This is a genomic window from Flavonifractor sp. AGMB03687, from assembly GCF_017811815.1.
In the GTDB taxonomy this organism is placed as follows: domain Bacteria; phylum Bacillota; class Clostridia; order Oscillospirales; family Oscillospiraceae; genus Flavonifractor.
On sequence record NZ_JADKZI010000004.1, the window covers coordinates 194,225 to 218,196 of the forward strand.

The following is a 23,972-nucleotide window of genomic DNA, read 5'->3' on the forward strand; positions in this document are numbered from 1 at the left end:
TCATACCACATCACTTTGTTCATTGCAAGCCGGGCAGTTGAACCGTGAAGGCCACGCCCCCCGTGCGGTTGACCGCCCAGCAGCGTCCACCGTGGGCCTCTGTCACCGCCCGGACGATAGCCAGGCCCAGGCCTGTGCCGCCGTCCGATCGGCTGCGGCCCTGGTCTCCCCGGTAGAAGGGCTCAAACAGGCGGTCCAGCTGCTCCGGCGGGATGGGTTCACCGTCGTTGTCCACCGTCAGTTGGATGCCCCGCCCCTTCCGGGTCAGGGTGATGGTCACCGTGCCGTAGGGTGTGCAGTGGCGCAGGGCGTTGTCCAGCAGATTGTCCACCGCCTCCTCCAGCCGCAGTTGATCCCCCAGTACAGCCGCCGGGTCCAGCCGGGTGACCAGCCGGAGTCCCTTCTGCTCCGCCGGAAGTGTCAGCCGGGCGGCGCAGTTTTCCACCAGGACAGTCAGGTCCAGCGGCTCCCGCTGGAGCACTCCGCCGTTCTCCAGACGGGACAGGTCCATCAGACTGCCCACCAGGGCCGCCATCCGGTCGCTCTCCTCCACCACGATACCCAGGTATTCCTGCCGTCTGTCCGGGTCGATGTCCTCCCGCAGGGCCTCGGCGTGGGTGCGCAGCACCGCCAGCGGGGTTTTCAGCTCATGGGCGGCCGCCCGGGTGAAGGCCCGCTCCCGCCGGATGGCCCGGGTCTCCAGCCAGGCGGTAAACAGCGCCAGGGCCACCGCTGCCGCCAGGGTCGCCAAGGCCGCGGGTTCCAGACCGGCCAGGAGATAATCACCGGGCAGGTAATCGTTGGACGCAACGGGATGTTCCCCATAATCCCGCAGACGGGCATTGTCCGTTCCACAATAGATGATGCTGGACTGTCCCAGCATCCACTGTGGATTGTCCGCTTCTACGGCATCCACCCCTGCCTCCAAGCCCCGGTACTGCTCCAGCCGCTTCTCCGGCCCACCCCGGCCCGTCAGCGTGGAGAAAAATTCCACATCGTAGGCACGGAATTCCTGTGGGGACCTGCCGGGAAAGAGGTCTGCATCGGAATCCACCAGCACCACCCGTTCTTCTCCGTAGAGAAGGGTCAGCATCCGGACATAGATCACCTCCCCCTCCTTCCAGCCGGTCAGTTCGATCTCGTCCAGCTGGACACCGTTCTTTTCTTCGCCGATCCAGAAGCAATGGTCGGAATAGCGGTTCAGGATACGGGCAGCCTCCGCCTGCTGGTCATCCGTCAGCGCCGGATCAAACACCAGAAAGCAGCCATCCGCTGTCCCGTTCTCCTGGAAGATCGAGCTGCAGCCCGCCAGCATCTGACTCTGCCCCAGCCGTTCTCCCTTCTCATCATACACCCGCACAAAGAGCTGCCCGCCGTAGTCCTTCAGGGTATCGCAGCTGTTCATGGTTAACATAACAGAGGTTTCATCCTTCTCCCAGGTCGAATATCCCTCCTCTGACGGCGTGGGAAAAGTAAACTTCGTCTCACCCTGGACGATGGCATTGGGCAGTTCATTCTGCTGTCTGATGATATCCTCCTGGCTCCAGCGGTAATTGAGCCATAGCATAGCCCCCACAGCCGCCCCCCAAAGCAATACGGAAATCAGCAGCGACTTGGCAAAACATCCGAAAAACAGCCGTCTATCTTTCATATCAGCCGCCCTCCATCCGATAGCCCGCCTTGAACACCGTCTTGATCTGCTTTCCGGCGCCTCCCAGGGCCGCCCGCAAACTTTTGATGCGCACATCCACCGCCCGCTGACCGCCCTCAAAGTCGATGCCCCACACCTTGTCCAGCAGCTGGTACCGGCTGAGCACCTGGCCCCTGTTGCGGATGAGACAGAGCAGCAGGTCGTACTCCCGGGGCGTCAAATCCACCGGCTTTCCCCCTACGGTGCAGGTGCGCCCTGACGTATCCAGAGAGATAGCCCCGCAGGTAAGGGTGTCGCCCCCTCCCTCGCCCCGGCTGCGGCGGATCACCGCCTTTGTCTTGGCCAGCAGCACCGCCAGAGAGAAGGGCTTGGTCACATAGTCATCCGCCCCTAAGGCATAGCCCTGGAGTACGTCTTCCTCGCTTCCCAGGGCGGTGAGGAAGAGGATGGGCACCCGGCTTTTGGCCCGCACCGCCCGGCACACCGAAAAGCCGTCCAGGTTAGGCATGAGCACATCCAGCAAAATGGCATCGTAGTCGTGGTCCCGCAGCAGGTCCAGAGCCTCCTCCCCGTCCCGGGCCAGGTCGCAGTCCAGGCCGTGGGCAGTCAAATAGTCCCGGACGATGTTGCGGATGCGGTCCTCGTCCTCCACCACCAGAATGCGGTCCGACATGGTCCTCCCCTCCTTTCACACACAGAATAGCAGAAAGTTGTGTCCGTCTGATGTCAAAAAGGGCGCTGCAATGGTATTGCAGCGCCCTTTGGCTTTTCTTGATCAGCCCCGCAGCTCCAGCAGCTTCTGCTTCAGCTCGCCCTCGATGCGGCCCAGCTCCACTTCGGCCTCCCGGCGCTTCTGGGCGCCCTCCTGCTGGATGTGCATGACCTCATCCAGGGTGGAAATGAGCTGCTGGTTGGTGTGCTGGAGGGTCTCCAGATCCACCACAGAGCGCTCGGCCTCCCGGGCGGTCTCCACCGTGCCCATCTTCAGCATGTCGGCATTCTTCTGCAGCAGCTCGTTGGTCATGTTGGTCACCGCGTTCTGGGCAGCGGTGGCCTGACGGGAGTGCTCCAGACCCAGAGCCAGCACCATCTGGCTCTTCCACAGGGGGATAGTATTCACCAGGGAGGACTGGATCTTCTCCAGCATCAGGGAGTCGTTGTTCTGGATCATGCGGGTCTGGGGACCCATCTGGATGGAGATCATCCGGGTCAGCTCCAGATCGTGGATCTTCTTCTCAAAACGGGTGCACATGTTGGCCAGATCGTTGTAGGCCTGGGCGTCCTCCTGGGTCCCGCTCTGGGCGGCTTTCTGCCGCAGCTGCTCCAGCTCACCGGTGCGCACCTGGTGCAGGCGCTTCTTGCCCGCCAGGATATACATGGTCAGTTCCTTATAATATTTGGTGTTGAGGTCGTACATCTGGTCCAGCATGGCGATGTCCTTCATCAGGGTCACCTGGTGGGCCTCCAGTACCTCCACGATCTTGTTCACGTTGGTCTCGGCCTTGGCGTAGGAAGTCTTCATGGCCTCCAGCTGGTTGCGCTTCTTCTTGAAGAAGCCGAAGAGGCCCTTCTCCTCCTCTTCGCCGCCAAAGCCCTTCAGCTCCACCACCAGAGCGGACAGGGCATCTCCCACCTCACCCAGATCCTTGGTGCGCACGGAGTTCAGGGTGCTCTCCGAGAAGCCGGCGATGTTCTTCTGAGCCGCCGCGCCGTACTGGAGCACGAGGTTGGTATCGGTCAGGTCGATCTTCTGGGCAAAGTCGTCCACCATCTTGCGCTCGGCCTCAGTGAGCTTGCTCTCGTCCAGCTGGATGGCCTTGGCCTCCTCACTGACGGCGGGGTCTGTATTCAGCTGGGGCGCGGCAGGGGCCTCCGCGGCGGCGGCGCCTAAATCCGGGGTCAGGGTCAGCTCCGGAGTAAAGTCCATGTTGTCAGCCATACCTGTATTCCTCCATCGTTCACGCCGGCAGCGCCGGAGCGTTCTTTCCAAATCATTGTACCGCCCCCCTCCTTCCCATGTCAAGAACACGTTGACTTTAGCGCAAAAACTCATTATGATAATAAAGTATGTATCCCAGAAAAGAGAGGAAGTCTGTTCCATGCTCACCCTGAAAGAGTTTAAGGAGGCCCGCAGCGTACTGTCCGGCGTCCTGCGCAACACCAATCTGGTCTACAGCTCCGCCTTCTCCAAGGCCACCGGCAACCACGTGTACATTAAGCCGGAAAATATGCAGGTGACCGGCGCCTACAAGATTCGCGGCGCCTACTATAAGATCAGCACCCTCTCCGAGGAGGAGAAGGCCAAAGGTCTGGTCACCGCCTCCGCCGGCAACCACGCTCAAGGCGTGGCCTACGCCGCCCAGCAGGCCGGTGTGGCCGCCACCATCGTCATGCCCACCACCACCCCCCTGGTGAAGGTGAACAACACCAAGGATTACGGCGCCAAGGTGGTGCTGCATGGCGAGACCTTCGACGATGCCGCCGAGCTGGCTGCCAAGCTGTCCGCGGAGGAAGGCCTGACCTACGTCCACCCCTTCAACGACCCCGCCATTGCCACCGGCCAGGGCACCATCTCCTACGAAATCTTCCAGGACCTGCCCGACGTGGACGTAATTCTGGTGCCCATTGGCGGCGGCGGACTGGCCACCGGCGTGTCCACCCTGGCCAAGCTCCTCAACTCCAACGTCACAGTCATCGGCGTGGAGCCCACCGGCGCCGCCTCCATGAAGGCCAGCCTGGAGGCCGGACACGTGGTCACCCTGGACAAGGTGGAGACCATTGCCGACGGTGTGGCGGTCAAGACCCCCGGCGACCAGATCTTCCCCTACATCCAGCAGAACATCGACGACATCATCACCATCGACGACGATGAGTTGGTGGACGCCTTCCTGGATATGATGGAGAAGCACAAGATGATCGTGGAGAACGCCGGTCTGCTGCCCATCGCCGCCCTGAGCCACCTGAAGTGCAAGGGCAAGAACGTGGTTCCTGTCCTCTCCGGCGGCAACATGGATGTGATCACCGTGGCCAGCCTGGTGCAGCACGGCCTCATCAACCGGGGCCGGGTGTTCACCTTCTCTGTGCAGCTGCCAGACCGCCCCGGCGAGCTGCTGCGGGTGGCCCAGATCGTGGCCGAAGCCAACGGCAACATCATCAAGCTGGAGCACAACCAGTTCATCAACATCAACCGCCAGAGCGGCGTGGAGCTGCGGGTCACCCTGGAGGCCTTCGGCCACACCCACAAGCGGGCCATTCTGGACGCCATGTGCTCCGCCGGCTATCAGGCCCGGGAGTGCCACACCAACGACTTCTACAACTAAGCGGACTTTCCTGTAAACCAGCTGTGTCCGGGGGAGAAGCTCTCCCCCGGACACTATATGATGCGGCACGCGATTCCAGGGCATGGACCGCCGGGCCGGCAGCCCGTGGGCGCGTTGAGGGAGCGGCGGGGCCCCGGGCGACATCCGCTTGCTGTATCTTATGTGTCCGCCTCCCACTTTGCCCCGGTCCCCAATGCGGCCCCGGACAGGCTCCTGTACCGGTTCGGCCTATCTTTTTGACTATGGAGTGGTAAATGATGATCAAAATCGCCCCTTCCATCCTCTCTGCTGATTTTGTAAACCTGGAGCGGGACATCAAGCGAGTGTCCTCCGCCGACTGGCTCCATGTGGACGTAATGGACGGCTGCTTTGTGCCCAACATTACCATCGGCGTACCTGTGGTGCAATCCATCCGCAAGTGTACCGACATGTTCCTGGACGTCCACCTGATGATCGACAAGCCGGTGCGCTACATCGAGGCCTTTGCCAAGGCAGGCGCCGACCTGCTGAGCGTCCATCTGGAGGCCGACCACCCCACCCGCATCGCTGAGGCGCTCCGCCTTATGGGCGAGTGCGGCGTACAGAAGGCGGTGGCCCTGCGCCCCATCACCTCGGCCAACGCCGTTCTGCCCTATATTGAGGATCTGGACATGGTGCTGGTGATGACCGTGGAGCCCGGCTTCGGCGGCCAGGCCTTTATGGAGCACCAGCTGGACACCATCCGCCAGGTGCGCGCCATCATTGACAAGTACAATCCCGCCTGCCGGCTGGAGGTGGACGGTGGCGTCAGCCCCAAGACCGCCGGCAAGGTCATTGCCGCCGGTGCTGATACCCTGGTGGCCGGTTCTGCGGTGTACGGCGCGGCCGACCCCGCCGCCACCATTGCCGCCCTGCGGGAGGAGTAAGCATGCCTGCACCCATCACCGACCAGCAGGCAAAAGAGTTGGGTGTCACCACCCGCCATGAACGGATGGACAACGGTGAGCTGCGGTTCCGCCTGTGCGCCTCCGACGGAAGCTCCTACATCCGTACCGAGGCCAGCGACCAAAGCGGCTGGCAGAACAGCCACCTCCACCGGTACGTCCATGAGCTGAACGTCATCCAGCAGGGTACCATGTTGGTGGTGGAGGAGCGGGATGGGGCCCTGGTTCCCCGGGTGCTCCGCACCGGTGACTTCTACCTCTGCCCGCTGAACGTGCCCCACAATTCCTACATGCTGCCGGGCACGGTGGCCCACACGGTAAAATATGGACAGGCTCTCCCCGACGTGGACTGGGTCGCCTGTCCGCAGCTGGACCCACGCTGCCGCGCCCTGAATGTGGAGGCCCTCATCCAGGCGTGTTCCCCCACCCCGCACCCAGGGGATTGATCTCTAAGAAGGGATGTTTCATTTATGCAATACTTTCCCCCCGCCCTGGAGCAGCTGGTGGAGCAGTTTGCCCGGCTGCCCGGCATTGGCCGGAAGAGCGCCCAGCGGCTGGCTTTCTACGTCCTCTCCCTGCCGGAGGAGGACGCCGCCGCCTTTGCTCAGGCCATCACCGAGGCCAAGGCCGCCATCCACTGCTGCCCCGTGTGCCAGAATTTCTCCCAGGGGGACGGGCTGTGCCCCATCTGCCAGGACCCCAAGCGGGACCAGTCGGTGATCTGTGTGGTGGCCGATCCCAAGGATGTAGCGGCCATGGAGCGCTCCCGGGAATATCCCGGTGTGTACCACGTCCTCCACGGCGTCATCTCCCCCATGAACCACGTGGGCCCCGACGAGCTGCGGGTGAAGGAGCTGGTGAGCCGTGTGGCGGCCGGCGGCGTCAGCGAGGTCATTATGGCCACCAACCCGGACACCGAGGGTGAGGCTACCGCCATGTACCTCTCCCGCATGCTGCGTCCCTTCGGCGTGAAGGTAACCCGGCTAGCCTACGGCATCCCGGTGGGCAGCCACCTGGAGTACGCCGACGACGCCACCCTGATGCGTGCCCTGGAGGGCCGCCGGGAGATCTGAGTACAAAACCATGTTATTCTAAGGAAAACGGCCGCCCAGTGGGCGGCCGTTTTTTTGCAATCGGTGAAACAATTTTGATCATTCAATGATATTATTAGTGAAAAGCTTTTCAGGGAGTACAAACTATGTTGAATGATGAACAATTTAGCTGCCTTGCAAAATTGTATATGGATATGGTATTCCGATTGGCGTTCAACTACACAAAAAGCCGATCAGAGGCAGATGACATCACGCAGGATGTGCTCATTAAGCTCTATCGCGTGGATAAAGTGTTTGACAGTGAGGCGCATATCAAGCATTGGCTGATTCGTGTTACCATCAACGAATGTAAAAAAGCATTTTTATCTCCGTGGAAACGAACGGAGCCCATTGAGGATTATGCTTCGACACTCTCTTTTCCATCCCCGGAGCATAGCGAGCTGTTCTATGCGGTCATGGAGCTGCCTCAAAAGTACCGTGTTCCAATCTTTTTGCACTACTACGAGGAGTACTCCTGCGAGGAAATCTCCAAACTCCTCAAAATTCCCAACGCAACTGTCCGCACCAGATTAAGACGCGGACGGGAGATTCTTAAATCCAATCTTCAGGAGGCAGACAGTCATGTTTGATCAAAAAACCTATCAGGAGACCTTTTCCTCCCTTCACGCCTCCGAAGATGTGCTTGTGGAGGTAATGAATATGACACACAAGAGCAGAAAACGTGCAAAATGGTCCAGAACCGCTGCCGTAGCAGCTGCTGTTTTGTGCGGCATCGTCACAGCCGCCGCTGCGGTAGGCTTTCTCCGTTATGAAAACCCAGCGGCCATGCTGCGTGCGCTGTTTGGGGAAAATGTAAGCTCCGGAAACGGCATCGTGGAGTATAACGAGTATGGAAAACTGATAACAAACCTCCCCGCCTGGGAGCGGGTGCCGGTGGATGAGACCCTGGCCCAGGAATTGATCGCACCGTACATTTTTGCCGTAGGGGAAAGTACGGCATGCGGCGACTACACGTTAAACGTGGAAGCGCTCCTATATGACGCCGCAACACGGGCAGGGATGCTCTATTACACGGTGGAAAACAGCAATGGGGTCAGCGGTTATGAAGTATCTCCCAACGGGGAGCTGTGGTGGCCTGCGGAGACACCTGTTTTTACAATCGTGCAGAGCGCCAGCCGCGACTATCTGGATACGGCCATGAGCAGTAAAACAAAGTTATACATCTGCACCTATTTTATTGCAGACCCGTCTCAGAAAACCATCTGTGTGGGGATCGGCTCAGGGGATGACTGGACCAAAAGGAATGACATTTCCATGGAATTGCCCGGCGACATAGGCATCGCAGGCGTTGAGTTGGCCGACGGTGCGGTTTACATCTCCCCCGTCAGCATTCAAATGGATCTGGCTTCCCTTGGGGTGGACGGTGATTCCATTGACAGCGTCACACTGTATTATGTGGACGGCTCCAAATATGTGGTGGAGAACGAGGCCGACTTTGTTTCGAACCAAACCTACGGCTTGCTCGACCTGGAAGGCAGCATCCTCACCTATACCTTCAACCGGATCGTGGATACAAACAGCATTGCATCCGTAGAAATCAACGGCGTGATGTATGAGTGAGTCGAAGTGGTCAGAACCTGACCGGCTTCTGAAGCTGATAAGGATAGATCGTCATAAAAAATGGCCGCCCATTGGGCGGCCATTTTTACATAATAGCTGCAGCAAAACCTATTTCTCTGTTACAGCAGATCTTTGGCCTTGGCCAGATCGCTCTGGCTCAGGGCACCGAAACCGGCGTTGGTCACCAGGGTCTGGCCCTCCTCGGTAAGCAGGAAGGCGGCCAGCTTACGGGCAGGAGAATCTGCCGGTTCATCGGAGCAGAATACCAGGTAGTTGTACCCTGCCAGAGGGTAGCTGCCATCGGCAATCGTTTCCTCCGAAGGCGCTACGCCGTCCACCGCCAGCAGCTTCAGGTCCCCGCCGCTGGAATCCAGCAGCAGCCAATAGCTGTTTACATAATAGTAGTACACACTGTAGCCCATGGCATAGGCCAGCGGATCGGCCGTCTTGGCCTCGGCCACATCGGTAAGGGCGGAGGACATGGCATAGGAGGTAAGTACATTGTGCACGTCGGGGCTGAGGGACAGCTTGCCCCCCTCCAGGAAATACTGCTCCATCAGGGCGTGGGAGCCGCTGTCCACGTTGCGGCGGTAGGGCAGCAGTCCGGCGTCCGGACCGCCCACCTGGCTCCAGTTGTCGTACTTGCCCCAGACATAGATGTCCTGGATCTGCTGGCGGGTAAGGCCGGTGATGCTGTTCTCCGCATTGGTGAAGAACACCATGGCATCGTAGGCAATGGGGATGCACGTCAGCTCCACCCCGGCCTCTTTGGCCAGGTCCTTCAGATCCTCCGAGGGCAGGGTGGCAGCAAAGAGGGCGTCCACCTCCCCGCTGATAAGCCGCTCATAGGACTCATGGCTCTTGGAGTGGCTCTCCGGGAACTGGGGATGGCGCTCATAGTTAGTGAACAGGGCCCCGTACAGGGTGGTGGTATAGGGATAGGTGGAGGTGGACCCATCCACCACCGGCATCTCCCGGTCAAAGCCCAGGTCGATGGCGGTCTGTTTGGGGTACCAAGTGGTCCACTGGCGGACGTTGTCCATAAAGGTAATGACCTCGCCCCGGGTGGCCCCCAGGTCCCACTGGGCCAGCCGCTCGGTCTTCTCCTCTCCATACAGCTCGTCGGTCTCCCCGGTGCCCTGGATGGTATAAATCCCGTTGGAATACTCGTCCTCAAAGGCCAGGTAGGCCCCCAGAGCCCAGTCGGGGATCTGGTCCGCGTCCCCCAGTGTCAGCTGGGACCGGTTCCCATTCTCCGGAATGGTGACCCAGCCCACATACTCCATGGCTCGGGCCAGCATGACGGTAAACTCTCCCCGGGTCACCATGCGGGTGGGGTTGAAGTTGGTATCCGCCGCAGCAAGGCCGGCCGCCCTGGCGGCAGAAGCGGCATCATAGTACCAGTCATCGGGGGACACGTCCTCATAGCCAGGGTCACCGGCAGATTTCAGGCTCAGCAGACGGCACACCATGGTAAAGGCCTCCGCCCGGGTGATGGTCTGGTCTGGGTTCAGGTTACCGGCTCCATCCCCCTTGACCACACCACGCAAATAGAGTTCCTCCGTACCGCCGGGGGGATAATAGTAGGAATGGCCCTGCCAGACCTCAACGCAGTCTGGGAACCGGTGCTCCTCTCCCAGGAAAACCTCCAGGGGCCGGTCTGCATCATCCGCAGGCACCGTGGCATAGAGCGCATCCCCCCATATTAGGTCGCTGCTGAGGGGCACCGGCTCCTTGGTGTCGGCGTACCGCACGCCCACTCTGCGGAGCATGGTCCAGTCCATGTTGTCATCCCGGGTATAGTCCAGGCGGATGGTTACATAATGTCCGCCCGGCTCAGTCCGTCTCCACGTCTCCTCTCCCTCCGCAGCCAGGGCAGCGGGGCAGAGCAGCGCCAGACAAAGGGTCAGCGCAAGCAGTCGTTTCATTTGCTCCACTTCCTTTCCATAGTTTCATCATAGCACAGGCATTAGGAAAAGAAGTGACAGTTTTATCACAAAACAGATCCAAAGGTAACAAAAGCTCCGGGAGAAATCCATCTCCCGGAGATTTTCCATCTTTTTACAGACCTGTGACCGCCACCTTGATGACCCCGTCCCGCCGGTGTTCAAAGAGGTCGTAGGCCTCCTCAATGCGGTCCAGGGGATAGGTGTGGGTGATGAGAGCGGTAGTGTCCAGCCTGCCCTGGCCGATGAGCTCCAGGGTGCGGGCACAGTTGCAGCCATCCACGCCGCCGGTCTTGAAGGTCAGGTTCTTGCCGTACATCTGGGGCAGGGGCAGCACCTGGTCGTCGTCATACAGGGCTACAACCGTCACCACGGCGTTGGGTCGGGCGCACTGCCAGGCCAGGCGGAAGGTATCTGGTCCTCCCGCCACCTCCAGCACCACATCGGCGCCGCCGTGGTCGCTGTGGGCCAGCACGAAGGCCTCCGCCTCCTCCGGCCCCACCGTCAGCACGCCGGGGTAATGGGCCTCCACAAAGGCCCGGCGCAGGGGGGCCCGCTCGCAGAGGATGATCCGCCGGGGGCTCTGGAGCTGGACACACTGGAGGGTACACAGGCCGGTGGGCCCGCCGCCGATGATGAGCACCGTGTCCTCCGCTGTGATGTTGGAGATATCTGCTGCCCAGTAGCCGGTGGCCAGGATATCCCCTACGAAGAGGACCTGCCGGTCAGATACCCCATCCGGGATCTTGTCCAGGCCCTGGTCGGCATAGGGCACCCGGACATACTCGGCCTGTCCGCCATCAATGCGGCAGCCCAGGGCCCAGCCGCCGTTGGGGTCGGTGCAGTTGTTCACCCAGCCGTGCTGGCAGAAGAAGCAGTGGCCGCAGAAGGTCTCCACGTTGACGGTCACCCGGTCTCCGGGTTTTACCGTGGACACCCCGGCCCCCACCTGCTCCACCACGCCCACCATCTCATGGCCCACGGTGATACCGGGCACCGCCCGGGGCACCGAACCGTGCTTGATGTGCAGGTCGCTGGTACAGATGCTGGACAGGGTGACCCTGACGATGGCATCCCCGTCGTCCAGCAGCTGGGGCTTTGGCTTGTTCTGCAGGGCAAACTTTCCCCGCTCCACATAGGTATAGGCCAGCATGGCCCTCCCTCCTTATTCGGCCTCCGGCCAGGGCAGATCCACCAGAATGGGCTTGTGATCCACCGCCGGCAGGAAGCGGTCCAGAAAATCAGACCGGGTCAGCTTCAGGGTGGTGGTGGAGAAGCAGGGGTGTCCGCTGATAAACTCCCCCTCCAGCAGTTCCCGATCCATCACCAGCTGTACCCTGCCCTCTTTGTCATGTATCAGCTCAAAGGCGCTGGCCGAGCCGGGGGCTGCCCCCAGCAGGTCCATCATGTGCTCCGGCGTGGCAAAGGACAGCCGGGCGCAGCCCAGCTGGGCGGTCACATCCTTGGTCTTGAAGGGCTTGTCTCCCGGCATCATCAGCAGATAGAAGTCGGTCTGCTTCCGGTTGGTCAGCAGCAGGTTCTTGCAGATGGGGGCGCCCAGCACCTGCTCCACCGCCTTGCAGTCCTCCATGGTATTGGCGTACTCATGGTCGCACCGCTGGTAGGAGATGCCCAGCTGGTCCAGGAAGGCGTAGACCGCCATCTCGTTGGGGTGGCGCTCCTCCGCCGGCGGGCCGCTGTATACGTTAGGATCCACCACCATCGCTTACACTTGCTCCAGGGCGTGGGCCACGTCCTCCAGAATGTCGTTGATATCCTCGATGCCCACACTGAGGCGCACCAGATCGGGAGAGACGCCGGCGGCGGCCAGCTCCTCGTCGGTCATCTGGCGGTGGGTGGTGGAGGCGGGGTGCAGGGTGCAGGTCTTGGCATCGGCCACGTGGGTGGCGATGGAGGCCAGTTCCAGACCGGCCATGAACCTGGAGGCCGCCTCACGGCCGCCCTTCACGCCGAAGGACACCACGCCGCAGGTGCCGTTGGGCATGTACTTCTGGGCCCGCTCATAGTAGGGATCACCCTCCAGGCCAGGATAGCGCACCCAGGCCACCTTGGGATGATCCTTCAGGAACTTGGCCACAGCCAGGCCGTTCTCACAGTGCCGGGCCACCCGCAGGGGCAGGGTCTCCAGGCCGATGTTCAGGTAGTAGCAGTTCTGGGGAGAGGGGATAGCGCCCAGGTCACGCATGAGCTGAACGGTGGCCTTGGTGATGTAGGCCCCCTCCAGGCCGAAGCGCTCGGTGTAGGTGACGCCGTGGTAGCTCTCGTCGGGGGTGGTCAGGCCAGGGAACTTGTCGGCGTGAGCGTTCCAGTCGAACTTGCCGGAGTCCACAATGGCGCCGCCCACCGCGTTGGCGTGGCCGTCCATGTACTTGGTGGTGGAGTGGGTGATGATGTCGGCGCCCCACTCAAAGGGCCGGCAGTTCACCGGGGTGGCGAAGGTGTTGTCCACAATGAGGGGCACGCCGTGGGCGTGGGCCGCCTTGGCAAACTTCTCAATATCCAGCACGGTGAGGGCCGGGTTGGCAATGGTCTCACCGAACACCGCCCGGGTCTCGGGCCGGAAGGCCGCGTTCAGCTCCTCCTCGGTGCAGTCCGGGTCCACGAAGGTGAAGTCGATGCCCATCCGCTTCATGGTGACGGCAAACAGGTTGTAGGTGCCGCCGTAGATGGAGGAGGAGCACACCACATGCTCGCCGCAGGAGACGATGTTGAAGATGGCATAGAAGGAAGCCGCCTGTCCGGAGGAGGTGAGCATGGCCGCGGTGCCGCCCTCCAGGGCGCAGATCTTGGCGGCCACGTGGTCGTTGGTGGGGTTCTGCAGGCGGGTATAGAAATAGCCGCTGGCCTCCAGATCAAAGAGGGCCCCCATCTGCTCGCCGGTGGCGTACCGGAAGGTGGTGGACTGGACGATTGGGATATTCCGGGGCTCTCCGTTTCCGGGGGTATAGCCGGCGTGGATACACTGGGTACTGATACGGTGCTGGCTCATGGCGTGATTCTTCCTTTCTTTGCGAGGGGCGGGCAAGGATGCCTGTATCGCTGTAATGCTATAACGTGTGAAACAATATGTGGTATGTTACACCCGGCCGGTCCGGTTGTCAAGAACCGGTCTCCGACAGGGAGGTGTCCGGGATGAGCGCCCGGTCCAGGGGCAGGCCGCCCACCGCCGGGGCGGGCTCCCCGTCAATGTAGAGCTGTACCGCCTCCACCCCGTCCAGCTCGCACAGGGTGTTCACCATGGCGTACACGGTGAGGGCGGCAGTCTGTTCCGACCTGGGCAGGCCGTCGATGTACTCCTGGGACAGGTCCACCACGCAGACCCCGTCCTGGAGCTCCACCGAGCGGATCTGGCTGCCCTCGGGCAGGCAGGAGAGCAGCTCGCCCTCCGGTCCGTCGGCCCAGGCCGCCAGAACGGCCTGCACCAGGGTCTGGTCCACGGTCTTGACGATCTGCCGCCGCTCCACGCTCAGCGCGCGGCCGCCGGGCTTCAGGTACCAGAGGTCCACGCCCAGCGACATAGGCTCATCGGCCCCGCCGGCCAGCAGAATATTTTCCATCGACAGCTGCTGGGTGGTGCGGTAGGGCAGCTCATGACCCTCCACGGTGACGTAGACCGAGTCCACATCCTCCAGCTGGCAGAAAGTCAGGGCCAGACAGGCATCGGCCAGGGTCAGGTCCACGCCGGACAGGCTGTAGTAGTGGTCGGACAGATCCAGGTGGAGCCGTCCCTCCTCCAGCTGCCACTCCAGCAGCTGAAGGCCGCTGGGAAAGGGGGAGGTCAGCCCGGCAGACTGGGGCTGGGACAGCAGCAGGTCCATCAAAGCGGTCACGGCCTCCTGCCCGCCGGACAGGGTACGGCGTTCTCCCGCTACCGCCGACTCGCTTTGCTGGTTGGAGAGGGCAGAATAATAGACCAGGTAGGTCTGGCCCGTTCCTCCGCTGCTCTCCCGGGAGGCACACCCCCCTGCCGCCAGCAGGGCGGCGCACAGCAGCAGCACAGCGCCTCGTTTACCCATGGTCTGCCCCTCCCTTCTCCGTCCAAAGCGGGAATGTGACGGTAAAGCAGGTCCCACCCTGCTCCCGCCGCGTAGCGGTCACGGAGCCGCCGTGCTGGCGCACCGTATCCCGCACGATGGACAGGCCCAGGCCGGTACCGCCGGCGGCCCGGGAGCGGGCCTTGTCCACCCGGTAGAAGCGGTCGAAGATCTTAGGCAGGTCGTCCTCCGGGATACCTACACCGGTGTCCTCCACCAGCAGAATGACCTGCTCCGCCGTCCGCTTCAGGGTCACGGTCACCGTTCCGCCGGGCAGGTTGTATTTGACCGCGTTCTCCATCAGGTTGAAGGCCACCTGATACAGATCGTCCTCGGTGGCCCTGATGATGCAGCCGGGCTGCAGAGCCATCTCCAGGGACACATTGGCCGCCCGGGCCAGGGGGGAAAGCATATGCTCCACCCGCTCCACCACGGCCTTTACGTCCACCGGACTGGTGTGGAGCTCATGGGCGGTATCCAATCGGGTGAGGGTGAGCAGCTTCTCGGTGATGCGGGTCAGCCGCTCGGCCTCATCTCCGATGTCGGTCAAAAACTCCCGGGCCGTCTCGCTGTCCATATGGTCGGCCTGAAGGATGGAGTCGGTGAGCAGGCGGATGGAGGCCAGCGGGGTTTTCAGCTCGTGGGAGGCATCGGACACGAAGCGGCGGCGCACCTCCTCCGTGGTCTGAAGGCGGCCGGTGAGCTCGTTGAACTCGTCGGCCAGGCGGCTGAGCTCGTCCCCGCCCCTGACGGTGACCCGGTGACTGTACTCGCCCTGGCGCACCGTATGGATGCCCCGCAGCAGCTGGGCGATCCGCCGGGTGAGGGCCTTGGAGAACACAATACCCATGGCCGCCGTCACCACACAGATCACGATGGAGAGGGTACGCAGATTGGTCTGGATGCCCTGGAGCAGCGCCCCCTGTTCCGCGTCGTACTCATAGAGGTAGACCGCACCCTGGGTCATGGAGCGGTAGGTGACGGGAACCGCCGCCCGGCTGCACAGGGCACCGCCGGTATACTCCGACCGGAACACATCGTTGCCCTGCAAAGCGGTGACGATCTCCCAGATCATGGCGTACTGGCCCACGGTGTCGGAGCGCTGGCTGCCCTCCTGGAAGTCGCACAGCACCATGCCGTTGGTATCGGTGACCACCACCCGGGTCACGCCCAGGCTGCCCAGCAGCAGGCTCACCGTCCGGGTGGCGCCCTCCTGGGTCAGGGCCTCCGGCCCGGTGGCCAGCGCGGAGGCCAGCACCGAGGCCTGATTTTGCAGGGAGGTCTGCTTGGACTGGTAGGCCAGGGTCTGGGACACCTTCAGCGGGTAGGTGTTGAGCAGCACCACCACTGCCGCCACAATAACCAGATAGGTCAGGGCGTACTTGGTCTGCAAAGACCGCCAGAAGGGCACACGGCGGACCTGCTCCTCCTTTTCTCTCTTATCCATTCTTCAGATAATAGCCCACGCCCCACTTGGTGAGGATATACTGGGGGTTGGCCGGGTCCAGCTCCAGCTTCTCCCGCAGGCGGCGGACATGGACGTCCACTGTCCGGTAGTCACCGGCGTATTCATAGCCCCACACCACGTTGAGCAGGTTTTCCCGGCTGTACACCCGTCCGGGGTTGCGCATGAGCAGCTCCATCAGGTCAAATTCCTTGGCCGTCAGATCCACGCTCTTGCCGTCCTTCCAGGCGGCACGGGCGTCGGGGTCCAGGGTGATGTGGCCCATGACCAGCTTGCCGCTGCCCCCCTTCTGCTGGGCCGCCATGCCGGCCCGGCGGAGCAGGGCCCGCACCCGGGCCTTCAGCTCCAGAATGTTGAAGGGCTTGGTAATATAGTCGTCGGCGCCGCACTCAAAGCCGATGATCTTGTCGGTATCCTCGCTGCGGGCGGTAAGCATGATGATGGGCACGTTGGAAAACTCCCGGATGCGCATGCAGGCCTGCAGGCCATCGATCTTGGGCATCATCAGGTCCAGAATGATGAGGTCGAAGCTGCCGCTGCGGGCCAGCTCCACCGCCTCCTCCCCGTCATAGCCGGCCTCCACCTGGTAGCCCTCGCTCTCCAGGTTGAACTTGATGCCCTTGACCAGTACTTTTTCGTCGTCTACAACCAGTATCTTCAAGGTATATCCTCCTTTGCGTCCATACTTCAAGAAACCGTCACCAGATCGATGAGCCCCTCCAGGATACCCTCGCCAATGCCGCTCACCCGGGTCAGATCCTCTGGGATGCGGAAGGGGCCGTTGGCCTCCCGGTCCGCGATGATATCCTCCGCCCGCTTCTCTCCGATACCGGGCAGGGTCATCAGCTCCTCCTTGGTGGCCGTGTTCAGATCGATCTTTCCTTCCGCCGACGGCGTAGCCGCCTCCGGAGAGGTCTGGGGCGTCGGCTCTACCGACGGGACGGTCTGGACCACCACCGCGGTATTCTGGGCCAGCAGATCCTCCGTCTCCACCCGCACCGGCTGAGCACTGGAGGCGCCCCGGAGGAACCAGCCAGCCGCGAAAGCTGCAAAGGCGGCGGCCAGCAGCAGTGAGATCAGTTCCAGTTTGGAAATCTTCATGATTTTGTAACCGCCTTCCCGTTGCTTCCAGGTGTAGGGTTTGCTATAATGGTTTTGCATTTATTATACCATAGAAAAAGGGAGTTTCCTATGAAAAAATCACGCCTGCTCTCCTGGATGCTGGCTCTGGCACTGATCGCCGGCCTGCTCACCACCTTCGCATCTGCCAGCAGCGGCAGCGCCATTCTGGACGAGATGGACGTCAACGCCAAGGCCGCTGTCCTGGTGGACCCCAATACCAACGAGGTCCTCTACGAGAAGAACGCCCACGAGAAGATGTATCCCGCCTCCATCACCAAGGTGATGACCTGTCTGCTCACCTTGGAGGCGGTGGATGAAGGCAAGCTCACCCTGGAGCAGACCGTCACTGCCAGCAGCGCCCTCCATACCGGCATCGGCGCCGGCGCCTCCACCGCCGACATCAAGGAGGGGGAGCAGATCCGCATCATCGACCTGCTCTATGCCGCCCTCATCCCCTCCGCCAACGAGGCCTGCAACGTGATGGCCGAGGCGGTGGCCGGTGACGTGGCCAGCTTTGTGGAGCTGATGAACCAGCGGGCCTCCGAACTGGGCATGGCGGACACCCACTTTGCCAACACCCACGGCTACCATGACGACGATCACTACACCTCCGCCTATGACATCTTCCTCATGTGCCAGGAGGCCATGAAGCACGAGACCTTCCGCACCATCGTCTCCTCCAAGAGCTACGATATGCCCGCCACCAACATGCATCCCGAGGTGCGCACCGTCCACTCCACCAACGCCCTGATCTCCAACTGGAACGTGGCCGGCTACCTCTACTCCTACGCCACCGGCATCAAGACCGGCCACACCAACGAGTCCGGCTACTGCCTGGCGGCCTCCGCCACCAAGGACGACCGCAGCCTTATCTCCGTGGTCATGGGCTGTGAGCGTGAGCCGGGCACCACCGGCAGCAACGGCTTCATCTACTTCAAGGAAACCATCCGCATGTTTGAGTGGGGCTTCAAGAACTTCTCCACCCAGACCATTCTGGACTCCACCAAGCGGGACATCCCTGAGATCGAGGTCACTCTGGGCAAGGGCACCAATTATGTGACCCTGGAACCTCAGGGCGAGATCACCGCCCTGCTGCCCAACGACGTCTCCCCCGAGGACTTTGAGTTCTCCTACACCCTGAACGCCGACACGGTGGAGGCTCCCGTGGAAAAGGGCCAGGTGCTGGGCACCATCACCGCCACCTTTAACGACAAGGAGTACGGCTCCCTTCCCCTGGTGGCCAGCATCAACGTGGAGGCGGATCCCCTTCTCTACTACGTAGACCGCATCCAGAAGTTCTTCTCCCAGCTGTGGGTCAAGATCATTCTGGTGATCCTTCTGGTGGTCATTGTACTGCTCATCGTCCGCCGTCTCTTCGGCGGGCGGCGGAGAAGCCGCAGGGGCGGCTACTCCTACAGCGGTGGTTCCCACTACAGCGGACGCCGCAGAAGAAGATAAGAAAAAAACGCCTGCTGCTTGCGCAGCAGGCGTTTTTGTTTACTCACTCAGCAGATCCACATACAGCTGATCCAGAGCGGGAGCTTCGTCGATCAGGCCCTCGCTGAGCAGCCAGTCCACATTCTCCTGCCAGCACTCCGCCGTCTGGGACAGGAAGGGGGCATCCTCCGTCTCCATCATGGGCAGCAGGGTGGCCATGCTCTTCTGCTCCACCGTCTGGGACAGGGGGAAGTTCTCCTCGTTCTGGTTGTCCAGCAGGATCTGGAGCACGCCGTCCGGGTCGGCCTGCATGTCGTCAAAGCCCTTCTCGCAGGCCCGCAGGAAGCCCTTCAGCACCTCGGGCTCCTCTTCGATCATGGTGTCGTTGGCCAGGAACACGCCCTCGTAGTAGGTGGGCACGCCGTAGTCGTCCAGCTCAAAGTAGTTGACCTCAAAGCCCTCTTCCTCCATCTGGGGCACCTCGTGGTTCACCAGACAGCCGATGGTAGCGTCCACATTGCCGGTGGTCATGGAGCTCATGAGATCAAAGCCCACGTCGATCATGGTCACGTCGCTGGAGTCCGCCCCCACGTTGGCCATGATGGAGCGGATCAGGGCCTCGGACAGCTCGGTGCCCGCGTAGCCAATGGTCTTGCCCACCAGATCGTCCGGGGAGGTGATGTTCTTATCCTTCAGGGAGAGGACGATGTTCAGGGGGCCCTGGACCACCGCGCCGATGGACTTCACCGGCACATCCTGGTTGGCACGGGCCATGATCACGTCCTGCTGGTAGTACAGGCCGATCTCCGCCTGTCCGGCAGCCACCAGGGAAATGGCATCGTTGGCGTTGGAGGGGAACTGAATGTTGACCTTCAGACCCTCCTCCTCAAAATAGCCCTTCTCGATGGCGTCGTAGAGGAAGGCGTGGAGGGCGTTGGGGTACCAGTCCAGCACCACGCTGATCTCCCGCAGTTCCTGGCCGCCGGTGGTGGTCTCCTGTTCGTCGGAGGCGGGAGCGGAGCAGCCGGCCAGCAGCAGGGCACCGGCCAGGGCAAGGGTAGCAATTCGCTTCATATCCATCTTTCCTTTCCTGTTGATCTCTTTATTAGGACTCTCCCCGCCAGCGGACAAACTTCCGCTCCAGCAGGGCTACGATCCCCACAGCCACCATGGCGGTGACCGACAGGATCACAATGGGGGCAAAGACACCTGCGCCGTCCAGCTGGGTCATCATCCGGCGGGAGAAGTAGCCCAAACCGCTCTGGGCCCCCAGCCACTCGCCGATGGCCGCGCCGATGATGCTCATGGGCACCGCCATTTTGATGGCCGAGAAGAAGTAAGGCAGGGCGCAGGGGGCCTTGATCTTCCAGAAAATCTCCCGGCGGGTGGCGCCGTAGGTCTGGAGCAGTTCGGCCATCTCGGTCTTGGCAGAGCGCAGGCCGTCGTACACCGTAATGGTAATGGGGAAAAAGGTGATGAGCACCGTCACCAGCACCTTACTCCAGATGCCGTAGCCGAACCACAGCACAAACAGCGGCGCAATGGCGGTGGTGGGAATGGTCTGGGACACCACTACCACGGGATAGAGCATCCGCCGCACCATATCGCTGGCATCCATGGCCACTGCCAGGGCCAGGCCCAGCACCAGGGAGATGACCAGGCCGATGCCGGTCACCGTCATGGTGGCGGGCAGATGGACGGTAAAGAGGGGCTCCCGCAGCTCCCACATCCGCTGAAGGATCTGGATGGGTGTGGGCAGGATGTAGGAGGCGTTCATGCCCATGGCCCCCGCCTGCCAAATCATGATTAAGGCCAGCAGGAAAATGAGGGCGGGCAGATTGGCTTTGCAGGCTTTCTTCATACCGTCACCTGCTTTCTCAGCAGCGTGATCAGCCGCTCCTTCAGCTCTACCATCTCCGGCTGCTTCAGGCAGGACCGGTCCCGGGGAAAGGCCGCGGGCACCGGGATCTCCGTCAGGGTGTGGATGGGGGTGGACTCCACCACCAGCACGCTGGAGGAGAGGAACACCGCCTCCTCCACGTCGTGGGTGATGAAGAGGATGGTCTTCTTGTGCCGCTGCCACTGGTCCAGCAGCCACTCCTGCATGGAGATGCGGGTCAGGAAGTCCAGGGCGGAGAAAGGCTCGTCCAGCAGCAGCAGGTCGCTGCCCGTCAGCATGGTGCGGGCAAAGGCGGCCCGCTGGCGCATGCCGCCGGACAGCTCGTCCGGCATCTTGTCGCAGCAACCCTCCAATCCCACGTCGGCCAGGGCCTCCTCGGCCTTCTGCCGCCGCTGCTCCCTGGACATCCCTCCGGCGATCTCCAGGGGCAGGGCCACGTTCTCCCCCACGGTACGCCAGGGGAAGAGCAGGTCCTTCTGGGGCATATAGCCGCAGTACCGTTTCCGCCCGCCGATGGGCGCGCCGTCCACCAGGATCTCCCCGCCCTTGGGCTGGAGCAGGCCGTTGGTCATGCGGAAGATGGTGCTCTTGCCGCAGCCGCTCACCCCCAGCACGCAGTGGAAGGAGCCCGGCTCCACCTGGAAGGACAGCTTGTCGATGATGTCAAAGTCCTCCGAGGGGTACTGGTAGGACACCTGACGAAATTCCAGGGCGCTCACGGTTCCAGCCTCCACGCCATCTCCCAGAAGCCCAGCTCGTACTTGCTGCAGGCCACGAAGATGTCCTCCAGCCGCTGGTACTCCTCCTCGATGCAGCCCTGGGCCAGTTGGTCCATCCGGGCCACCAGGGCGTCATTGGTGCTCTGGTACTCCTCGCTGGAGTAGCCCCGCACCCATTCCCCGTAGAAGGGGTGGTCCGCCGCGCCGGGAATCTGGGCCAGCCGGGTGCCGATTTCGGCGTAGCTCCAGGAACAGGCCAGGATGGAGGCCACGATCTCCGCCGGGCTGCCGGCGGCGGCCACCGCCAGCATATAGTGGGTGTAGGACAGGTTGGACAGGGCAGGCTTCACCTGGAATACCTGCTCCTCGGTGATGCCCAGCTTGGCCATATAGGCCCGGTGGGTCTTCATCTCGCCGCCCAGGATGGCGTCCACGTTGGCGGAGAAGAAGCGCATCAGTTCCGGATTCTTGGCCTTCACCACGCCCCAGGCAAATACCTTGGCATAGTCAAAGAGATACAGATAGTCCTGGAGCAGAAAATACTGAAACTTTTCCTGGTCCAGGGTGCCGTCCCCGATGCCTTTCACAAAGGGGTGGTCGTGGCAGGCCTGCCAGATGGGCTTTGCCGCTTCATAAAGCCGCTGGGTCACGGTCATAAGGCGTTCCTCCAATCCAATATGGTTTCATCCGCCAGGGCGGACAGGGCGGGCCAGTCCTCTGCATAGGCCGCCTCCGGTATGCCTACGGTATAAAAGCCCGCCGCTTTGGCGGTGCGGGCGGCATAGAGCGCGTCTTCAAATACGGCGGTCTCCCCCGGGGCGCTCCCCAGGCGGCGGGCCGCCTCCAGATAGATCTCCGGGCTGTCCTTGCTGCGCCCCAGGCTCTCGCAGCTGAGGATGCACGCAAAATATCCCGCCACCCCCAGCCGCTCCAGGCAGGCCCGGGCCAGCGGCTCCGCCGTGGCGGTGGCCACGCACATCCGGACCCCCTTCGCCCGCAGGCGCTCCAGATAGTCCTGGACTCCCGGCTTCAGGGGGACGTCGGCGCGGTAGTGTCCGGCCATCATCTCCTCCATCTCCGCCACGATCCGCTCCGGCGGACCCGGGATGGAGAAGGCGTCCATGAAATAGGCCGCCCCCTCCAGCATGGTCATGGCCTGCACCATCCACAGCAGCCGCCGGTCCGGGCGGATGCCGCGGCGCTCCAGATAAGCCCGGCCCAGCCCCTTCCAGTAGTGCATGGAGTCCACCAGGGTGCCGTCCATGTCAAAAATACAGAAGCGTTTATCCACGGGCGGCCACCATCTGGTCCGCCAGGGCCCGGAGATGCCGGGCGGCGTCCTCCGGGTCCGGCTGGGCGAAGAGGGCGGACACCACGGCGGCGCCCGCCGCGCCCGTCCCCGCCAGCCGGGGCAGGTTGTCGGCGTTGACCCCGCCGATGGCCACCACCGGGATGCTCACCGCCCGGCAGATCTCCCCCAGCCGCTCCAGGCTCAGGTTTTTGGCGTCCTGCTTGGTGGTGGTGCCAAACACCGCCCCCGCGCCGATGTAGTCGGCTCCGGCCCGCTCCGCCGCCACAGCCAGCTCCACGGTGTTGGCGGTGATGCCCAGGATCTTGTCCGGGCCGATGATCGCCCGCACGTCCCGGCCCATCAGGTCCTTCTGCCCCACGTGGACTCCGTCGGCGCCGCAGGCCAGAGCCGCTTCCACGCTGTCGTTGACCACAAAGGGCACATGATACCGCCCGGCGATGGCCCGCAGCTCCCTGGCCTCCGCCAGGAGCGCCCCCTGATCCAGCTCTTTTTCCCGCAGCTGGAGGAAGGTCGCCCCGCCTTTCAGCACCGCCTCCACCGCCTGGGGCAGGGTGCGCTCCCCCAGCCAGCTCCGGTCGGTCACGGCGTACAGGGTCATGCCCCGCCTGATCTCATCCCTGGTAAATTTCATAACGCACTCCTTGCATCAGCTGTTCCTCCGTCAGGTTGAACACGCTGTCGATGAGGTCCACCCGGAAGGTGCCGCTCCCCGTCCCCTTCTGAAGGCGCAGCTCCTCCGCCCGCTCGCCCGCCAGGGCGATGGACGCGGCGGCGGCCGCCGCCGCCTCAAAAGGCTTGTCCGGGCTGGCCCCGCAGAAGGCACCGGTGAGGGCGGACAGCATGCATCCGCTGCCGGTGATCCGGGCCATGGTGGGGCTGCCGTTGCGGAGGAAGAGCACCCACTCCCCCTGGGCAATAACGTCCACCGCCCCGGAGAGGGTCACCGCCGCCCCCGTCCGCTTGGACAGGGTGCGGGCCAGCTCCGCCGCGCGGGGCAGGCCGGACTCGGTAACCGCGTCGGCCTGTGCCACGTCCACTCCGCTGCCCCCCTCCTTGTCCTCAGTGAGGGCCCGAATCTCGGAGGCGTTGCCCCGGATCACGGCAAACTGAACCTCTTCCAGCAATTTGCGGGCGGTCTCCCGCCGCAGGCCGGTAAAACCGGCGGCCACCGGGTCAAACACCACCGGCACGCCCAGCTTATTGGCCTCTTTTCCGGCGATGAGCATGGCCTCCCGGTCCCCCACGGCCCCCAGGTTGAGGACCAGGGCCTGGACCCCGGCCACCGCGTCGGCCACCTCCAGAGGGTGGTGGGCCATGGTGGCGGAAGCTCCCGCCGCCAGCAGAATATTGGCGCAGTCGTTGACGGTGACGATGTTGGTAATGCACTGGACCAGCGGCGCTTTTTCCCGCACCGCGCCCAGCATGGCGGCAAATTCCATCCGTTCCATGT

25 protein-coding genes are annotated in these 23,972 nt (G+C 62.5%); 7 read left to right on the forward strand and 18 right to left on the reverse strand.

Annotated elements, in window-relative coordinates; genetic code table 11:
* Positions 1 to 19 precede the first annotated feature (19 nt).
* The 3 genes from J9789_RS10075 to J9789_RS10085 all read right to left on the reverse strand — a co-directional run bounded on the left by J9789_RS10075 (position 20) and on the right by J9789_RS10085 (position 3,590).
* On the reverse strand, positions 20 to 1,651 hold the full coding sequence (locus J9789_RS10075; RefSeq protein WP_209344982.1) for a HAMP domain-containing sensor histidine kinase: 1,632 nt from the start codon (positions 1,649 to 1,651) through the stop codon (positions 20 to 22).
* Position 1,652: 1 nt separating this feature from the next.
* A complete protein-coding gene (locus J9789_RS10080; protein WP_209344984.1) occupies positions 1,653 to 2,324 on the reverse strand; it encodes a response regulator transcription factor in 672 nt (223 codons plus the stop codon).
* 102 nt (positions 2,325 to 2,426) lie between these two features.
* Positions 2,427 to 3,590: a toxic anion resistance protein gene (locus tag J9789_RS10085; RefSeq protein WP_209344986.1), complete on the reverse strand. Its 1,164-nt coding sequence runs from the start codon at positions 3,588 to 3,590 to the stop codon at positions 2,427 to 2,429.
* Positions 3,591 to 3,750: 160 nt separating this feature from the next.
* Between J9789_RS10085 and ilvA the strand changes: the two genes are divergently transcribed.
* From ilvA to J9789_RS10115, 6 genes are all read left to right on the forward strand, one after another.
* Complete coding sequence (gene ilvA, locus J9789_RS10090) at positions 3,751 to 4,971, forward strand: threonine ammonia-lyase (RefSeq protein ID WP_209344988.1); 1,221 nt, start codon at positions 3,751 to 3,753, stop codon at positions 4,969 to 4,971.
* 257 nt (positions 4,972 to 5,228) lie between these two features.
* Positions 5,229 to 5,876, forward strand: coding sequence for a ribulose-phosphate 3-epimerase (gene rpe / locus J9789_RS10095; RefSeq protein ID WP_209345500.1), 648 nt, complete (start codon positions 5,229 to 5,231; stop codon positions 5,874 to 5,876).
* Between the two features lie 2 nt (positions 5,877 to 5,878).
* The gene (locus J9789_RS10100) at positions 5,879 to 6,340 is read left to right on the forward strand and encodes a cupin domain-containing protein (RefSeq protein ID WP_209344990.1); all 462 of its coding nucleotides are present in this window, start codon (positions 5,879 to 5,881) and stop codon (positions 6,338 to 6,340) included.
* A gap of 24 nt (positions 6,341 to 6,364) precedes the next feature.
* The gene (gene recR, locus J9789_RS10105) at positions 6,365 to 6,967 is read left to right on the forward strand and encodes a recombination mediator RecR (protein WP_209344992.1); all 603 of its coding nucleotides are present in this window, start codon (positions 6,365 to 6,367) and stop codon (positions 6,965 to 6,967) included.
* 125 nt (positions 6,968 to 7,092) lie between these two features.
* Entirely contained in the window at positions 7,093 to 7,575 is a 483-nt protein-coding gene (locus tag J9789_RS10110) for a sigma-70 family RNA polymerase sigma factor (protein WP_209344994.1), read from the forward strand.
* Positions 7,568 to 8,566: a hypothetical protein gene (locus tag J9789_RS10115; protein WP_209344996.1), complete on the forward strand. Its 999-nt coding sequence runs from the start codon at positions 7,568 to 7,570 to the stop codon at positions 8,564 to 8,566. The genes J9789_RS10110 and J9789_RS10115 overlap by 8 nt, the downstream gene beginning before the upstream one ends.
* 119 nt (positions 8,567 to 8,685) lie before the next feature.
* Here J9789_RS10115 and J9789_RS10120 read toward each other — a convergent pair whose 3' ends face one another.
* The 8 genes from J9789_RS10120 to J9789_RS10155 all read right to left on the reverse strand — a co-directional run bounded on the left by J9789_RS10120 (position 8,686) and on the right by J9789_RS10155 (position 17,133).
* Positions 8,686 to 10,494 carry a substrate-binding domain-containing protein gene (locus J9789_RS10120; protein ID WP_209344998.1) on the reverse strand — a complete coding sequence of 603 codons (1,809 nt, stop codon included), beginning with the start codon at positions 10,492 to 10,494 and terminating at the stop codon, positions 8,686 to 8,688.
* Between the two features lie 133 nt (positions 10,495 to 10,627).
* On the reverse strand, positions 10,628 to 11,665 hold the full coding sequence (locus J9789_RS10125; RefSeq protein ID WP_209344999.1) for an alcohol dehydrogenase: 1,038 nt from the start codon (positions 11,663 to 11,665) through the stop codon (positions 10,628 to 10,630).
* A 12-nt stretch (positions 11,666 to 11,677) separates the two neighbouring features.
* Positions 11,678 to 12,235, reverse strand: coding sequence for a prolyl-tRNA synthetase associated domain-containing protein (locus tag J9789_RS10130; RefSeq protein WP_209345002.1), 558 nt, complete (start codon positions 12,233 to 12,235; stop codon positions 11,678 to 11,680).
* Positions 12,236 to 12,238: 3 nt separating this feature from the next.
* Positions 12,239 to 13,522 (reverse strand): O-acetylhomoserine aminocarboxypropyltransferase/cysteine synthase family protein, encoded by a 1,284-nt coding sequence (locus tag J9789_RS10135; protein ID WP_209345004.1) that lies wholly within the window; start codon positions 13,520 to 13,522, stop codon positions 12,239 to 12,241.
* Positions 13,523 to 13,631: 109 nt separating this feature from the next.
* Positions 13,632 to 14,549, reverse strand: coding sequence for a GerMN domain-containing protein (locus J9789_RS10140; RefSeq protein WP_209345006.1), 918 nt, complete (start codon positions 14,547 to 14,549; stop codon positions 13,632 to 13,634).
* Positions 14,542 to 16,014 carry a HAMP domain-containing sensor histidine kinase gene (locus J9789_RS10145; RefSeq protein ID WP_209345008.1) on the reverse strand — a complete coding sequence of 491 codons (1,473 nt, stop codon included), beginning with the start codon at positions 16,012 to 16,014 and terminating at the stop codon, positions 14,542 to 14,544. Before J9789_RS10145 ends, J9789_RS10140 begins: the two co-directional genes overlap by 8 nt.
* On the reverse strand, positions 16,007 to 16,693 hold the full coding sequence (locus J9789_RS10150; RefSeq protein WP_209345010.1) for a response regulator transcription factor: 687 nt from the start codon (positions 16,691 to 16,693) through the stop codon (positions 16,007 to 16,009). The genes J9789_RS10145 and J9789_RS10150 overlap by 8 nt, the downstream gene beginning before the upstream one ends.
* Positions 16,694 to 16,719: 26 nt before the next feature.
* Complete coding sequence (locus J9789_RS10155; protein WP_209345013.1) at positions 16,720 to 17,133, reverse strand: ComEA family DNA-binding protein; 414 nt, start codon at positions 17,131 to 17,133, stop codon at positions 16,720 to 16,722.
* Positions 17,134 to 17,223: 90 nt separating this feature from the next.
* Between J9789_RS10155 and J9789_RS10160 the strand changes: the two genes are divergently transcribed.
* Positions 17,224 to 18,612 (forward strand): D-alanyl-D-alanine carboxypeptidase family protein, encoded by a 1,389-nt coding sequence (locus tag J9789_RS10160; RefSeq protein WP_209345015.1) that lies wholly within the window; start codon positions 17,224 to 17,226, stop codon positions 18,610 to 18,612.
* 39 nt (positions 18,613 to 18,651) lie between these two features.
* Here J9789_RS10160 and J9789_RS10165 read toward each other — a convergent pair whose 3' ends face one another.
* The 7 genes from J9789_RS10165 to thiM are packed head-to-tail and all read right to left on the reverse strand — an operon-like array spanning position 18,652 to position 23,970.
* Entirely contained in the window at positions 18,652 to 19,671 is a 1,020-nt protein-coding gene (locus J9789_RS10165) for an ABC transporter substrate-binding protein (protein ID WP_348633672.1), read from the reverse strand.
* Between the two features lie 25 nt (positions 19,672 to 19,696).
* The gene (locus tag J9789_RS10170; RefSeq protein WP_209345018.1) at positions 19,697 to 20,452 is read right to left on the reverse strand and encodes an ABC transporter permease; all 756 of its coding nucleotides are present in this window, start codon (positions 20,450 to 20,452) and stop codon (positions 19,697 to 19,699) included.
* Complete coding sequence (locus J9789_RS10175) at positions 20,449 to 21,210, reverse strand: ABC transporter ATP-binding protein (RefSeq protein WP_209345021.1); 762 nt, start codon at positions 21,208 to 21,210, stop codon at positions 20,449 to 20,451. Before J9789_RS10175 ends, J9789_RS10170 begins: the two co-directional genes overlap by 4 nt.
* Positions 21,207 to 21,866, reverse strand: coding sequence for a thiaminase II (gene tenA, locus J9789_RS10180; RefSeq protein WP_209345023.1), 660 nt, complete (start codon positions 21,864 to 21,866; stop codon positions 21,207 to 21,209). The genes J9789_RS10175 and tenA overlap by 4 nt, the downstream gene beginning before the upstream one ends.
* A complete protein-coding gene (locus J9789_RS10185; protein WP_209345025.1) occupies positions 21,863 to 22,501 on the reverse strand; it encodes an HAD family phosphatase in 639 nt (212 codons plus the stop codon). Before J9789_RS10185 ends, tenA begins: the two co-directional genes overlap by 4 nt.
* On the reverse strand, positions 22,494 to 23,153 hold the full coding sequence (gene thiE / locus J9789_RS10190) for a thiamine phosphate synthase (protein WP_209345027.1): 660 nt from the start codon (positions 23,151 to 23,153) through the stop codon (positions 22,494 to 22,496). The genes J9789_RS10185 and thiE overlap by 8 nt, the downstream gene beginning before the upstream one ends.
* Entirely contained in the window at positions 23,134 to 23,970 is an 837-nt protein-coding gene (gene thiM / locus J9789_RS10195; RefSeq protein ID WP_209345029.1) for a hydroxyethylthiazole kinase, read from the reverse strand. The genes thiE and thiM overlap by 20 nt, the downstream gene beginning before the upstream one ends.
* Positions 23,971 to 23,972 lie beyond the last annotated feature (2 nt).

Bases quoted from the DNA above. Each gene is read 5' to 3' on its own strand.
- J9789_RS10130 (WP_209345002.1), bottom strand. From the start codon at position 12,235: ATGGTGGTGGATCCTAACGTATACAGCGGCCCGCCGGCGGAGGAGCGC.
- thiE (WP_209345027.1), bottom strand. From the start codon at position 23,153: ATGAAATTTACCAGGGATGAGATCAGGCGGGGCATGACCCTGTACGCC.
- tenA (WP_209345023.1), bottom strand. From the start codon at position 21,866: ATGACCGTGACCCAGCGGCTTTATGAAGCGGCAAAGCCCATCTGGCAG.
- J9789_RS10115 (WP_209344996.1), top strand. From the start codon at position 7,568: ATGTTTGATCAAAAAACCTATCAGGAGACCTTTTCCTCCCTTCACGCC.
- J9789_RS10075 (WP_209344982.1), bottom strand. From the start codon at position 1,651: ATGAAAGATAGACGGCTGTTTTTCGGATGTTTTGCCAAGTCGCTGCTG.
- J9789_RS10080 (WP_209344984.1), bottom strand. From the start codon at position 2,324: ATGTCGGACCGCATTCTGGTGGTGGAGGACGAGGACCGCATCCGCAAC.
- J9789_RS10155 (WP_209345013.1), bottom strand. From the start codon at position 17,133: ATGAAGATTTCCAAACTGGAACTGATCTCACTGCTGCTGGCCGCCGCC.
- thiM (WP_209345029.1), bottom strand. From the start codon at position 23,970: ATGGAACGGATGGAATTTGCCGCCATGCTGGGCGCGGTGCGGGAAAAA.
- J9789_RS10145 (WP_209345008.1), bottom strand. From the start codon at position 16,014: ATGGATAAGAGAGAAAAGGAGGAGCAGGTCCGCCGTGTGCCCTTCTGG.
- recR (WP_209344992.1), top strand. From the start codon at position 6,365: ATGCAATACTTTCCCCCCGCCCTGGAGCAGCTGGTGGAGCAGTTTGCC.
- rpe (WP_209345500.1), top strand. From the start codon at position 5,229: ATGATCAAAATCGCCCCTTCCATCCTCTCTGCTGATTTTGTAAACCTG.
- J9789_RS10120 (WP_209344998.1), bottom strand. From the start codon at position 10,494: ATGAAACGACTGCTTGCGCTGACCCTTTGTCTGGCGCTGCTCTGCCCC.
- J9789_RS10085 (WP_209344986.1), bottom strand. From the start codon at position 3,590: ATGGCTGACAACATGGACTTTACTCCGGAGCTGACCCTGACCCCGGAT.
- J9789_RS10170 (WP_209345018.1), bottom strand. From the start codon at position 20,452: ATGAAGAAAGCCTGCAAAGCCAATCTGCCCGCCCTCATTTTCCTGCTG.
- J9789_RS10165 (WP_348633672.1), bottom strand. From the start codon at position 19,671: ATGGATATGAAGCGAATTGCTACCCTTGCCCTGGCCGGTGCCCTGCTG.
- J9789_RS10110 (WP_209344994.1), top strand. From the start codon at position 7,093: ATGTTGAATGATGAACAATTTAGCTGCCTTGCAAAATTGTATATGGAT.
- J9789_RS10125 (WP_209344999.1), bottom strand. From the start codon at position 11,665: ATGCTGGCCTATACCTATGTGGAGCGGGGAAAGTTTGCCCTGCAGAAC.
- J9789_RS10135 (WP_209345004.1), bottom strand. From the start codon at position 13,522: ATGAGCCAGCACCGTATCAGTACCCAGTGTATCCACGCCGGCTATACC.
- J9789_RS10100 (WP_209344990.1), top strand. From the start codon at position 5,879: ATGCCTGCACCCATCACCGACCAGCAGGCAAAAGAGTTGGGTGTCACC.
- ilvA (WP_209344988.1), top strand. From the start codon at position 3,751: ATGCTCACCCTGAAAGAGTTTAAGGAGGCCCGCAGCGTACTGTCCGGC.
- J9789_RS10140 (WP_209345006.1), bottom strand. From the start codon at position 14,549: ATGGGTAAACGAGGCGCTGTGCTGCTGCTGTGCGCCGCCCTGCTGGCG.
- J9789_RS10160 (WP_209345015.1), top strand. From the start codon at position 17,224: ATGAAAAAATCACGCCTGCTCTCCTGGATGCTGGCTCTGGCACTGATC.